General features: G+C 73.2%; 11 protein-coding genes and 1 pseudogene. 6 read left to right on the top strand and 6 right to left on the bottom strand.

Annotation, left to right across the window (positions count from 1 at the left end; genetic code table 11):
• Positions 1 to 7 precede the first annotated feature (7 nt).
• From ACFF45_RS11745 to ACFF45_RS11730, 4 genes are read right to left on the bottom strand one after another with little or no spacing between them, the layout of a single operon-like run.
• Entirely contained in the window at positions 8 to 787 is a 780-nt protein-coding gene (locus tag ACFF45_RS11745; RefSeq protein WP_381345456.1) for a CDP-alcohol phosphatidyltransferase family protein, read from the bottom strand.
• Positions 765 to 1,826: an iron-containing alcohol dehydrogenase family protein gene (locus ACFF45_RS11740; RefSeq protein ID WP_381345454.1), complete on the bottom strand. Its 1,062-nt coding sequence runs from the start codon at positions 1,824 to 1,826 to the stop codon at positions 765 to 767. Before ACFF45_RS11740 ends, ACFF45_RS11745 begins: the two co-directional genes overlap by 23 nt.
• Positions 1,814 to 2,566 carry a phosphocholine cytidylyltransferase family protein gene (locus ACFF45_RS11735; protein ID WP_381345453.1) on the bottom strand — a complete coding sequence of 251 codons (753 nt, stop codon included), beginning with the start codon at positions 2,564 to 2,566 and terminating at the stop codon, positions 1,814 to 1,816. The genes ACFF45_RS11740 and ACFF45_RS11735 overlap by 13 nt, the downstream gene beginning before the upstream one ends.
• Entirely contained in the window at positions 2,563 to 4,338 is a 1,776-nt protein-coding gene (locus tag ACFF45_RS11730; RefSeq protein ID WP_381345452.1) for a DUF5941 domain-containing protein, read from the bottom strand. Before ACFF45_RS11730 ends, ACFF45_RS11735 begins: the two co-directional genes overlap by 4 nt.
• A gap of 302 nt (positions 4,339 to 4,640) precedes the next feature.
• On the opposite strand from ACFF45_RS11730, the gene galE reads away from it, so the two are divergent.
• From galE to idi, 3 genes are all read left to right on the top strand, one after another.
• On the top strand, positions 4,641 to 5,612 hold the full coding sequence (gene galE / locus ACFF45_RS11725) for a UDP-glucose 4-epimerase GalE (RefSeq protein WP_381345451.1): 972 nt from the start codon (positions 4,641 to 4,643) through the stop codon (positions 5,610 to 5,612).
• Between the two features lie 147 nt (positions 5,613 to 5,759).
• The gene (locus ACFF45_RS11720; RefSeq protein ID WP_381345449.1) at positions 5,760 to 6,698 is read left to right on the top strand and encodes a cation diffusion facilitator family transporter; all 939 of its coding nucleotides are present in this window, start codon (positions 5,760 to 5,762) and stop codon (positions 6,696 to 6,698) included.
• A gap of 211 nt (positions 6,699 to 6,909) precedes the next feature.
• On the top strand, positions 6,910 to 7,503 hold the full coding sequence (idi, locus tag ACFF45_RS11715; RefSeq protein ID WP_381345447.1) for an isopentenyl-diphosphate Delta-isomerase: 594 nt from the start codon (positions 6,910 to 6,912) through the stop codon (positions 7,501 to 7,503).
• A gap of 3 nt (positions 7,504 to 7,506) precedes the next feature.
• On the opposite strand, the gene ACFF45_RS11710 is transcribed toward idi, so the two are convergent.
• Both ACFF45_RS11710 and ACFF45_RS11705 read right to left on the bottom strand, forming a co-directional pair.
• The gene (locus ACFF45_RS11710) at positions 7,507 to 8,016 is read right to left on the bottom strand and encodes an ATP-binding protein (RefSeq protein WP_381345529.1); all 510 of its coding nucleotides are present in this window, start codon (positions 8,014 to 8,016) and stop codon (positions 7,507 to 7,509) included.
• 175 nt (positions 8,017 to 8,191) lie between these two features.
• Positions 8,192 to 8,775 (bottom strand): annotated as a pseudogene (locus ACFF45_RS11705) (HdeD family acid-resistance protein).
• Positions 8,776 to 8,841: 66 nt separating this feature from the next.
• On the opposite strand from ACFF45_RS11705, the gene ACFF45_RS11700 reads away from it, so the two are divergent.
• From ACFF45_RS11700 to ACFF45_RS11690, 3 genes are all read left to right on the top strand, one after another.
• Complete coding sequence (locus tag ACFF45_RS11700; protein ID WP_381345445.1) at positions 8,842 to 9,618, top strand: enoyl-CoA hydratase/isomerase family protein; 777 nt, start codon at positions 8,842 to 8,844, stop codon at positions 9,616 to 9,618.
• A gap of 179 nt (positions 9,619 to 9,797) precedes the next feature.
• Complete coding sequence (locus ACFF45_RS11695) at positions 9,798 to 9,935, top strand: LPFR motif small protein (RefSeq protein WP_167529501.1); 138 nt, start codon at positions 9,798 to 9,800, stop codon at positions 9,933 to 9,935.
• Positions 9,936 to 10,033: 98 nt separating this feature from the next.
• Positions 10,034 to 12,421, top strand: a complete 2,388-nt coding sequence (locus ACFF45_RS11690; protein ID WP_381345444.1) for a Tex family protein — start codon at positions 10,034 to 10,036, stop codon at positions 12,419 to 12,421.
• Positions 12,422 to 12,428: the final 7 nt, after the last annotated feature.

Genomic DNA, 12,428 nt, shown 5'->3' with positions numbered 1-12,428 from the left:
CCCGGGCTCACCGGAGCCTGCTCGACGCGAGGACGGACACCAGGTGCAGCACCGTCTGCAGCAGCGCGATCCCGGCGAGCACGGCGACGCCGAGCCGGGTGAAGAACAGGTCGCCGCGGACCGCGTCCAGGACCGCGAGGACCAGGATGAGCAGGGAGGCCTCGATGCCGAGGATCAGCCGGTGGAACTTGAGCGCGGCGGCGGCCCGGCGGGCCAGCGCCATGCCGGAGGAGCGCGGCTCGGACGCGGCCTCCTGCACCGGCGGCAGCCCGCCCTGGTGCCGGGCGACGCCGACGAGGTCGGTCTCGGCCTTGATCAGGACGGCGCCGAGGGCGGCGAGGGTGCCGAGGAAGGCCCACAGCCAGTCGATCCGCCCGGTGCCCCACAGGTCGGCGGCGCGCAGCCCGAGGCCGACGAGGACGGCCGCGTCGGTCAGGTAGGCGCCGACCCGGTCCAGGTAGACGCCGCCCAGCGAGAACTGCTGCTTCCAGCGGGCGATCTCGCCGTCGACGCAGTCCAGCAGCAGGTACAGCTGGACCATCAGCACGCCGAGCAGGGCGCCCGGCACGCCCGGCACCAGCAGGGCCGGGGCGGCGAGTACGCCGAAGACGGTCATCAGGTACGTGAGCTGGTTGGGCGTGACCCGGGTGTTCACCAGGTAGCGGTCGACCCGCAGCGACACCTCTCGCATGTAGAGGCGTCCCGCCCAGTGCTCACCGCTGCGCCGGTCCTTCACCCCGGCGGGGTGGACGACGGGGCGGAGTTCAGCTACCGATGGCCTTGACATAGTCGGCGTAGATGTCCTTGATCTGGTGGGTGTGCAGGTCGAGGTGTTCGAGGATCGTGTAGCGGCCGGGCCGGGTCTCCGGGGCGTACTCCACGACCCGGACGAACTCGTCGGGGGTGAAGCCGATCTCCTCCGGCAGCACCGGCAGTCCGTGCCGGCGCAGCACCTCGGCCATGTTCACCGACTCCTCGTGCGCGCCGCGCAGGTACATCGCGAAGGCCGCGCCGAGCCCGCACTGCTCGCCGTGCGCGGCCGCCCGCTTGGGGAAGAGCAGGTCGAAGGCGTGGTTGATCTCGTGGCAGGCGCCGGAGGACGGGCGGGAGTCGCCCGACACCGACATGGCGATGCCGCTGAGGACCAGCGCCTCGGCCAGTACCTGGAGGAAGTCGTTGTCGCCGATGCCGCCCGGATGGCGCAGCACGGCCTCGCCGGCCTGGCGGGCCATGGCCGCGGCGAGGCCGTCGATCTTCTCGCCGTTGACGCGGTGGGCGAGTTCCCAGTCCCGGATCGCGGAGATGTTGGAGACCGCGTCGCCGATGCCGGCCCGGACGTAGCGGACCGGGGCCTCGCGGATGACGTCCAGGTCGATGACGACGGCGATCGGGTTGGGCACGCCGTACGAGCCGCGGCCGGCGTCGTTGTCGAGGGTGGCGACCGGGGAGCACAGACCGTCGTGCGCGAGGTTGGTCGGTACGGCGACCAGCGGGAGGCCGACCCGGGCCGCGGCGAACTTGGCGCAGTCGATGATCTTACCGCCGCCCAGCCCGACGAGCGCGTCGAAGTGGCCCGCCTTCATGTCGGCGGCCAGCCGGACGGCGTCGTCCAGGGTGCCGCCGTCCACCTCGAACCAGGTGGCGCCGGGCAGCTGGGGGGCGACGCGGTCGCGCAGCCGCGCGCCGGAACCGCCGCTGACGGCCACGGCGAGCCGGCCCGAGTGGGATATCCGCTCGTCGGCGAGGACGTCGGCCAGGTCATCGAGGGCACCCGGGCGGATGTCCACGACGACCGGCGACGGGATGAGCCGGGTCAGTAGCGGCACGCGATCTCCCGCCCCCGGGCCAGGTCGTCGTGGTTGTCGATCTCGACCCACGGCACGTCGCCGATCGGGGCCACGTCGATCCGGAAGCCGCGGTCCACCAGCTCCTGGTAGCCGTGCTCGTAGAACTGCTGCGGGTCGGTCTCCCAGACGGTCCGCAGCGCGTCCGCCAGTTCGGGGGCGGCGTCGCCCTCGATCAGGGAGACGCCGATGTACTCGCCGGTGGCCTCGGCGGGGTCCATCAGCTTGGTGATCTTCCGCACGCCCCGCTCGGGGTCGACGACGACCTTCATCTCCTCGTCCGCCAGCGACTTGACGGTGTCGAGGGCGAGGATGATCCGCCTGCCCTCGCCGCGCGCGGCGAGCAGCGTCCTCTCCACGGAGACCGGGTGCACGGTGTCGCCGTTGGCGAGGATCACGCCGTCCTTCAGCGCGTCACGGCCGCACCACAGGGAGTAGGCGTTGTTCCACTCCTCGGCCCTGTCGTTGTCGATCAGGGTGAGCTTCAGGCCGTACGTGCGCTCCAGCCCGTCCTTGCGCGCGTAGACGGCCTCCTTGCGGTAGCCGACGACGATCGCGGCCTCCGTCAGGCCGATCTCGGCGAAGTTGGCGAGGGTGAGGTCGAGCACCGTGGGACCGTCCTCGTCGCCCGCGGGCCCCACCGGCACCAGCGCCTTGGGCAGGGTGTCGGTGTAGGGGCGCAGACGCCGGCCGGCGCCGGCCGCCAGCACGAGGCCGATCATGCGGGTTCTCCTTCGTCGTGTACGGCGGGTGCGCCCTGTCGGTGGGCGGACACCCAGAACCGGATGCTCTCCAGGAGCACCACCAGGGCGACGGCCACGGCGAGGACCGTGAGCGCGGCCGTGAACTGCGCGGCGGTCAGCACCACGGCGAGCACCACCACCACCAGGGTCCGGCCCTCGTGACCCCCGATCGCCCGCACCAGCCGGCGCGGGGGCGCACCCGCGCCGCCGCGGATGCGGTAGACCGTGTCGTAGTGATGGTAGGCGACGGCCGCAACCAGTCCGAAAGCCGCGGGAAGTGCCCCGTTAACCTCTGATTCAGCTGCCAGGATCAGCACGGTCCCGTACTCGGCGGCCCGGAAGAAGGGCGGAACCAGCCAGTCCAGCGCGCCTTCGAGAGGCCGTGAGACGGCGGCCGCGGAGAGCGCCACAGAGCCGAGCGCGGCGAGCAGGGTCGGCCAGGCGGCGCCCCAGAGTGCGGCGGAGATCACCACGAGCAGCGCGCCGGCGCCGGCGGACAGCGGCGCCGGGACGGGCACCGCGCGCGCGAGCGGTGCCACCAGCGGCCCGCTGTCGGCCAGGTCGGCCAGCGCCCGTGCCGCGCGGTCCGTCCGCGCGGCCCCGCGGGTCAGCGACCGCAGGACGCGGCCCGCCGTGGTGTAGGCGGCGGCGAAGGCGCAGCCGACGAGCAGGACGGAGAAGGTGACGCGCGGGGTGGTGACGGCGGTGAGGACCGCGATCAGCGCCCACCGCTCGCCGATCGGCAGCACGATCATCCGGCGCAGCCACACCGTCCACCCGACGCCGTCCAGCCGGCCGGAGAGCGCGGCGGTGGGGCTGGTGTTGGCGGTGGCGTCGTGGTTGGCCTCGGTGAAGGAGAAGTCCACGACGTGCCGGCAGGTCTGCAGGACCATCGCGCCCAGGGCGAGGGCCCACACGTCGTCGCCGCCGCGGGCCGCGCCGAGCGCGAGCCCCGCGTAGTAGGCGTACTCCTTGGCCCGGTCGAAGGTGGCGTCCAGCCAGGCGCCGAGGGTGGAGTACTGCAGGGAGTAGCGGGCGAGCTGGCCGTCGGTGCAGTCCAGCACGAAGGACGCGATCAGCAGCACGCCGGCGGCGACGAACCCGCCCCGGGTGCCGGTGGCCGCGCAGCCCGCCGCGATCAGCGCGGTGAGCAGGGAGGCGGTGGTGACCTGATTGGGGGTCAGGCCCCGGCGGGCGCACCAGCGGGCGATGTAGCGGGAGTAGGGGCTGATGAAGAAGGTGGTGAAGAAGCCGTCGCGGGCCTTGACGGCCGACTTCAGGCGGACGGCCTCGTCGTCGACGGCGGTGACGGCCTGCCGCGCCTCGTTGCGGGCCTGCGGGTCGGCGGGGACGGCGGCGACCAGGCTGCCGAGCTCGGGCCGGTGCACGTCGGCGTCGAGCGCGCCGGCGATCCGGTCGGCGAGGCTGTCCACCAGCAGCGCGCCCGGCGCGGCGGTCTCGCGGACCAGCGCGTGCGTCAGGGCCCGGCGGCCCGCGGGCTGGGCGGTCACGGCGCCGGGGATCGCGGCGAGCGGGAAGCGCGGGTCGGTCAGGCCCAGGCGCAGCGCGTGCAGATGGCCGACGAAACGGGCGTCGACGACGGCGACGCGCCGGTCACCCGGCACCTGGGCGAGGAGGGACTCGGCGTCGGCCGGATCGGCGGCGCTGCGCACCTCGAAGCCGAGCGACCGCAGATCGCCCTCGATCGACGATCCGGGGACCGGCTGACCGGTGAGGATGGCGGTCGGCAACCGTACTCACTCCCTGGGGGCCGACGTCTCCGCGCCGGTCGCGTGCATGGTGGGGCGCCCTGGGGGCAGACGGGGCTGCACCCGGCGGGCGGCATGTCGGCAGAGGTTATCGGATGACGGGAAGCTCGTGTTCACCGCCCGTTAACGGTCCGGTCGACCCGGCCTGCTGGGACCTCCGCATGATCATCATCGGGGACGCCGGGGCCGACGGCCAAACCGCCCGTGCGGAACCGGGCAGGGTGTGGCGTACCGGACGGGCGCGGGGCCGGTGCGCCAGCCGGCCGGGATTAGGGTGGGCGACCATGACATGGCTGATCACCGGCGGCGCCGGATACATCGGGGCACATGTGGCGCGGGTCATGGCCGGGGCCGGGGAACGCGTCGTCGCGCTGGACGACCTCTCGGCCGGGGTGCCCGCGCGGCTCCCGGCGGAGGTCCCCCTGGTGCGGGGCTCGTCCGCGGACGGCGCGGTGCTGCGGCGGGTGCTCGCCGAGCACGCGGTGACCGGCGTGGTGCACCTCGCGGCGCGCAAGCAGGTCGGCGAGTCCGTCGAGCGGCCGACGCGGTACTACGCGGAGAACGTCGGCGGTCTGGCGACCCTGCTGGACGCGGTCGCCGAAGCCGGGATCCGGCGCTTCCTCTTCTCCTCCTCCGCGGCCGTCTACGGCAACCCCGATGTGGCGCTCATCACGGAGGACACGCCGTGCGCCCCGATGAGCCCGTACGGCGAGACCAAGCTCGCCGGTGAGTGGCTGGTGCGCGCGGCGGGCCGGGCGCACGGCATCGCCACGGTGTGCCTGCGCTACTTCAACGTGGCGGGCGCGGCCGCTCCGGACCTGGCCGACACCGGCGTCTTCAACGTGGTCCCCATGGTCTTCGACCGGCTGACCCGCGACGAGGCCCCGCGGATCTTCGGCGACGACTACCCGACGCCGGACGGCACCTGCGTCCGCGACTACATCCATGTCGCCGACCTCGCCGACGCGCACCTCGCGGCGGCCCGGCGGCTGTCCGCCCCGGACGCGGCGGGCGACCTGACCGTGAACATCGGGCGCGGCGAGGGCGTCTCGGTGCGCGAGCTGGTCACCCTGATCGGCGAGGTGACCGGCGACCGGCGTCCCGCCGTGGTCGAGGCGCGCCGCCCGGGGGACGCGCCCCGCGCGGTCGCCTCGGCCGCCCGGGCCGCCGCGGAACTGGGCTGGACCGCCCGGCGCGGGGTGCGCGAGATGGTCGAGTCCGCGTGGCGGGGCTGGCTGCTGCACCACGGCCGCTGAGCCCCTCGCCGATCACCGCGGTGCGCCGACCTGGTGTTCGTTTTCGCAGGTCACGGCACATGACAACGGTGTTCAGTGCCGCGTTGCCGGATACCCCCGCCCCGTAGTTCACTGGGTCGGGACCCGATCGACAGGAGGCGGCTTGCCATGGGGGCTGGGCACGATCACGGGCACGCGCACGGCGCGCCGGTCACCGGTACGGCGGCCGCGGCGTACCGGGGCACACTGCGGATCGCGCTGTCCATCACGCTCACCGTCATGGTGGTCGAGGTCGTCGGCGGTGTGCTCGCCGACTCCCTGGCGCTGATCGCGGACGCCGCGCACATGGCGACCGACGCGCTCGGCCTCGGCATGGCGCTGCTCGCGATCCACTTCGCCAACCTGCCGGCCAGCGCGCACCGCACCTTCGGGTACGCGCGCGCGGAGATCCTCGCCGCGCTCGCCAACTGTCTGCTGCTGCTCGGGGTCGGCGGCTACGTGCTGTACGAGGCGATCCAGCGGTTCGTCACGCCGGCCGGCACCGAGGGCGGGCTGACCGTGGTCTTCGGCCTGGTCGGTCTGGTCGCGAACATGATCTCGCTGTCGCTGCTCGTGCGCGGCCAGAAGGAGAGCCTGAACGTGCGCGGCGCCTTCCTCGAGGTCGCCGCCGACGCGCTGGGCTCGGTCGCGGTGCTGGTCTCGGCGGTGGTGATCCTGACCACCGGCTGGCAGGCCGCCGACCCGATCGCCTCGCTGGTCATCGGCCTGATGATCGTGCCGCGCGCCCTGCGGCTGCTGCGCGAGACGCTCGACGTGCTGCTGGAGTCGGCGCCGAAAGACGTCGACATGGCGGAGGTGCGCGCCCACATGGTCGCGCTGGACGGGGTGGAGGACGTCCACGACCTGCACGCCTGGACGATCACCTCGGGCCTGCCGGTGCTCTCCGCGCACGTCGTGGTCCGCTCCGACGTCCTGAACGCCATAGGGCACGAGAAGATGCTCCACGAGCTGCAGACGTGCCTGGGCGACCACTTCGACGTGGAGCACTGCACGTTCCAGCTGGAACCGGGCGGCCACGCGGAGCACGAGGCCCGGCTGTGCCACTGAGGGCGTTTTTCGCGCGGGACCCCGGCGCGCAACGGTCCGGCGCGCGCCCCCGACCTCCTCCCTGCCGCCCGCGGCGGACGGTTCCTGACTTCGCGCGCCGGGCACGATCACCTACCGGGCCCCTCCGTCCGGTGCCGACGCGCCGGGAAGTGCCGGGAGTGCCGGATTCGTACGGCAGACTGGGGCGCGAGGAACGAGGCGAAGGATGGGTATGCCGATCACACCTGCCACCGCGACGCACAGCTCGTCGAACGGCACCGCGGAAGCGATCCTGCTGGAACTGGTCGACGAGAACGGCGTGACGATCGGCACGGCTGAGAAGCTCGCCGCCCACCAGCCACCGGGCCGGCTGCACCGGGCGTTCTCGGTGTTCCTCTTCGACGAGTACGGCCGGCTGCTGCTCCAGCAGCGGGCGCTGGGCAAGTACCACTCCCCCGGTGTGTGGTCGAACACCTGCTGCGGCCACCCCTACCCGGGCGAGGCCCCCTTCGCGGCGGCGGCCCGGCGCACCCACGAGGAACTCGGCGTCTCCCCGTCGCTGCTCGGCGAGGCGGGCACGGTGCGCTACCACCACCCGGACCCCGCGTCGGGCCTGGTGGAGCAGGAGTACAACCACCTCTTCGTCGGGCTGGTGCAGGCGCCGCTGCGGCCGGACCCCCAGGAGGTGCATGCCACCGCGTTCGTCACCCCGGACGAGCTGGCGGCGCGGCACGCCAAGGACGCCTTCTCGGCGTGGTTCATGACGGTGCTGGACGCGGCCCGGCCCGCGATCAGGGAGCTGACCGGTCCGTCCGAGGGCTGGTGAGCCTCAGACGGGCCGGGCGGGGCCGAGCGGCAGGGCGGCCCAGATCACCTTGCCGCCCCTCGCCGTGTGCTCGACGTCGCACACCCCGCCCGCCTCGCGGGTGATCTCCCGCACCAGGAGCAGTCCCCGGCCGCCGGTCCGGCCGTGATCGGCCTCCAGGGCGGTGGGGCGGTAGGGGTGGTCGTCCTCCACCGACACCCGCACCCACTCGGCGCCGAAGGCGACCTCCACGGCGAGCATCGGCGAGAGCACCGCCGCGTGCCGTACGGCGTTCGTGACCAGCTCGGAGACGATCAGCAGCAGTCCCTCGACCACGTCCTCGGCGGCCGGCACCCCCTGCCGCGCCAGCAGATCCCGTACGGCGTGCCGGGCCTGCGGGACCGAGGCGTCGACGGCGGGGGCGGTGAACCGCCACACCCCCTCGTACGGCAGTGGTTCGCGCGCGTGCGGCTCGACGGGTGCGTCCAGGCCGCCTTCTGGGCGTGGGGCGGGCCCGCGCCCGTGGTCGTCCATCGTCAGGTCGCCACCCTTGTGCTCGGTTGTCACCACACGTCGAGTGTTGGCACCGCGCCGCTCTCCGCCGGAGAACTGAACACAAGTCAGCGAATATCGAGCGCTTGTGACCGTTGGCGTATGACACGGTCAGATGTCGGACTGCATCCTGTCCCGCCGGTGCCGACTTCGCGAACTATTCGGCTTGTACGGGTTTCGTGGTGTCCTCCACCATGCTCACCACCCGGCGTCCGCCGAAGCCGGTGGCGATCAGGCCCAGGCCGTCGAAGAGCAGGGCCAGCGAGAAGAACGTACCGATGACGTACTGGCTGCTGCTCGGCCAGGAGGCCAGCACAAGGACGCCCAACAGCAGGTCGAACGCGCCCAGCAACAGGCTCCAGCCGAACTGCGGGCCGCGCACCACCAGGCTGCCGACCAGCCGGAAGAGCCCCGCGCTGAGGAAGAGCAGGGCGGCGAACATGGCCAGCCGGCGGTCGCCTCCGGGCTCCTCAGCACCACCACGCCCGCCGCGATGTTCAGCGCGGCGACGATCACCGCGAGCCAGAAGAAGTTGCTGCCCCGCCCCTCGACGGCGTGCAGCAGCCCGACCAGGCCGCCGATCAGCAGCAGCCAGCCGAACAGGACCATGGAGGTCAGGGTGGCCAGGCCGGTGTACACGAGCCCGACCAGGCCGGCGACGGCCAGGAGCACACCGAGCGCGACCAGCCGGCTGAAGCCGCGCCGCAGTCTCGTCTTCTCGTCCTTCGCGCGTCCGGGCATCGGCCGGCCTCCTCTCCGGGACCCCACGTCGACCGTACGGAGCGGGATACGGCTAGCATCCCGCGCATGGAGCCCCAGTTGCAGCACCGCGTCGCCGAATCCGTGGCCACCGTCGTGATCGCCCACCCGGCCAAGCGGAACGCCATGACGGCCGCGATGTGGCGGGCGCTGCCTCCGCTGCTGGACACCCTGGCGGCCGATCCCGCGGTACGGGCCCTGGTACTGACGGGCGAGGGCGGCACGTTCTGCGCCGGTGCCGACATCTCCACGCTGCGGGCCTCGCCCGCCGAGGCGCAGGGGCTGTCCGTGCTGGCGGAGGAGGCGCTGGCGGCGTTCCCGAAGCCGACGCTGGCGGCGGTCCGCGGGCACTGCGTGGGCGGCGGGGCACAGCTCGCGGCCGCCTGCGACCTGCGGTTCGCCGAGGAGGGCGCGCTGTTCGGGGTGACCCCGGCGAAGCTGGGGCTCGTGTACCCGGCCTCCGCGACCCGGCGGCTGGTGTCGCTGGTGGGGCCGGCCACCACCAAGTACCTGCTGTTCTCCGGCGAGCTGATCGGCACCGGGCAGGCGTTGCGCACCGGGCTGGTGGACGAGGTGCTGCCCGAGGGGCGGCTCGGCGAGCGGGTCGCCGAGTTCACCCGGGTCCTGGTGTCGCGCTCGCAGCTGACGCAAGCCGCGGCGAAGGAGTTCGCCGACGGGCGCACCGACCGCGACGCCCACTGGGCGGAAGCGGCGCGGGCCGGCGCCGACCCCGCCGAGGGCGTCGCCGCGTTCCTGGAGCGCCGGCCGCCGCGCTTCACCTGGACGGTGCCCGCGCCCGGATCCGCCCGGCACCACGGGGCATGACCGGCGTCCGGCGCGGTACCCGCAGAGCACGGGAGACAGGGAGACAGGGAGACAGGGAGACAGGGAAGAACCCCAGCAATCCAGGAAACCCAAGAAACCGTTGACCTGGAAACCCTGGAAACCCTGGAAACCGTGGAAACCCTGGAAACAGCGAACAGGCAACACGAAAGGGGAATGACGTGTTCCGTGCCATCGCGGATGTCCTCAGGCAGATCGGCGGTGCCGTCGCCACGGTCGTGACGCTGCCCTTCCGGGCCGTCGCCCGCTTGCTCGGCGGCGCTTCCGGGGCCGGCCGGCGCGGCGCGCGGCGCGTCTGAGACCCGCCGCGCCGCCGCGACCCGCCCTGGTCCCCCGATGCCGGTGCCACCTGCCACAATTGCCGCGCAACCCGAAGTGGAGAAGGCGGTACCGGATCGTGACGACACCCGGGTCCCTGGGAGTAGGGTCCATCGAAGGCAGGATCGCCGAGGAACTCGGCGTAAGGGAGCGGCAGGTCAAGGCTGCCGTGGAACTGCTCGACGGCGGTTCGACGGTGCCCTTCGTCGCCCGCTACCGCAAGGAAGCGACCGAGATGCTCGACGACGCGCAGCTGCGCACGATCGAGGAGCGGCTGCGCTACCTGCGGGAGCTGGAGGAGCGGCGGACCGCCATCCTGGAGTCGGTGCGCGAGCAGGGCAAGCTCACCGAGGAGCTGGAGGCGCGGATCCGGGGCGCGGAGACCAAGGCGCGCCTGGAGGACGTCTACCTGCCGTACAAGCCCAAGCGGCGCACGAAGGCCCAGATCGCGCGTGAGGCCGGTCTGGAGCCACTGGCCGAGGGGCTGCTCGGCGACCCGGCGATCGAGCCCCTCGCGGCCGCCGCGCCGTTCGTCGACGCCGGCAAGGGCGTGGCCGACGCGCAGGCCGCCCTGGACGGCGCCCGGGCGATCCTCACCGAGCGGTTCTCCGAGGACGCCGACCTGATCGGCGAGCTGCGCGAGCGCATGTGGGTGCGCGGACGGCTGGTCGCCAGGGTGCGCGAGGGCAAGGAGGAGGCGGGCGCCAAGTTCGCGGACTACTTCGACTTCGCCGAGCCGTTCACCGCACTGCCCTCGCACCGCGTCCTGGCGATGCTGCGCGGCGAGAAGGAAGAGGTCCTCGACCTCGTCCTGGAGCCGGAGGAGCCGACGGAGGGTCCCTCGTCGTTCGAGGGGATCATCGCCGCCCGGTTCGGGATCGCCGACCGCGGGCGGGCCGCCGACAAGTGGCTGACGGACACCGTGCGCTGGGCCTGGCGGACCCGCGTCCTGGTCCACCTGGGCATCGACCTGCGCCTGAGGCTGCGCACCGCCGCCGAGGACGACGCGGTCGGCGTGTTCGCGGCGAACCTGCGCGACCTGCTGCTCGCCGCCCCGGCCGGCACGCGCGCGACGCTGGGCCTGGACCCCGGCTTCCGTACGGGCGTGAAGGTCGCCGTCGTGGACGCCACCGGCAAGGTCGTCGCCACCGACGTGATCTATCCGCACGTTCCGGCCAACAAGTGGGACGAGGCGATCGCGAAGCTGGCCCGGCTCGCCCGGGAGCACGCGGTGGAGCTGGTCGCGATCGGCAACGGCACCGCGTCCCGCGAGACCGACAAGCTCGCCGGCGATCTCGTCAGCCGGCACCCGGAGCTGAGGCTCACCAAGGTGATGGTGTCCGAGGCGGGCGCGTCGGTGTACTCGGCGTCCGCGTTCGCCTCGCAGGAACTGCCCGGGCTGGACGTGTCGCTGCGGGGCGCGGTGTCGATCGCGCGCCGCCTTCAGGACCCGCTCGCCGAGCTGGTGAAGATCGACCCCAAGTCCATCGGCGTCGGCCAGTACCAGCACGACCTGTCCGAGGTGAAGCTGTCGCGCTCGCTGGACGCGGTGGTCGAGGACTGTGTGAACGGCGTCGGCGTCGACGTCAACACCGCCTCCGCGCCGCTGCTCGCGCGCGTGTCGGGCATCTCCTCCGGACTCGCCGAGAACATCGTGGCGCACCGGGACGCCAACGGCCCGTTCACGTCCCGCTCCCAGCTGAAGAAGGTGGCGCGGCTGGGTCCGAAGGCGTACGAGCAGTGCGCGGGCTTCCTGCGGATCCGGGGCGGCGACGACCCGCTGGACGCGTCCAGCGTGCACCCCGAGGCGTACCCCGTGGTCCGGCGGATGGTGAAGACCAGCGGCCAGGAGGTGGCCGCGCTGATCGGCAACACCGGGGTGCTGCGCTCGCTGCGGCCGCAGGACTTCGTGGACGAGACGTTCGGCCTGCCGACGGTCACCGACATCCTCAAGGAGCTGGAGAAGCCGGGGCGCGACCCGCGGCCGGCGTTCCGGACGGCCACCTTCAAGGAGGGCGTCGAGAAGCTCTCCGACCTGGAGGCGGGGATGGTCCTGGAGGGCGTGGTCACCAACGTGGCCGCGTTCGGGGCGTTCGTCGACGTCGGCGTCCACCAGGACGGCCTGGTGCACGTGTCCGCGATGTCGAAGACGTTCGTCAAGGACCCGCGGGACGTGGTGAAGCCCGGCGACATCGTGAAGGTGAAGGTCCTCGACGTCGACGTCCCGCGCAAGCGGATCTCCCTCACCCTGCGGCTGGACGACGAGGCCGCGCCCCAGGAGCGGGGCTCCGGCGAACGCCGTCAGCAGCGCGGCGGGCGCCCGCCGCAGCAGCGGCAGGGCGGCCGCGGTGGTCACGGGGGCGGCGGTGCCCGCCAGGCATCGGCTCCGGCCCCGGGCAACAGCGCGATGGCCGACGCCCTGCGCCGCGCGGGCCTGCTCGATCCCGGCAAGGGCGGCCGGCGCTGAGCCGCCC

Source organism: Streptomyces cinereospinus (assembly GCF_042430725.1).
GTDB classification, from domain to species: Bacteria; Actinomycetota; Actinomycetes; order Streptomycetales; family Streptomycetaceae; genus Streptomyces; species Streptomyces cinereospinus.
Note: the sequence above shows the minus strand (reverse complement) of the source record. Positions and strands in the feature narration are given on the sequence as shown.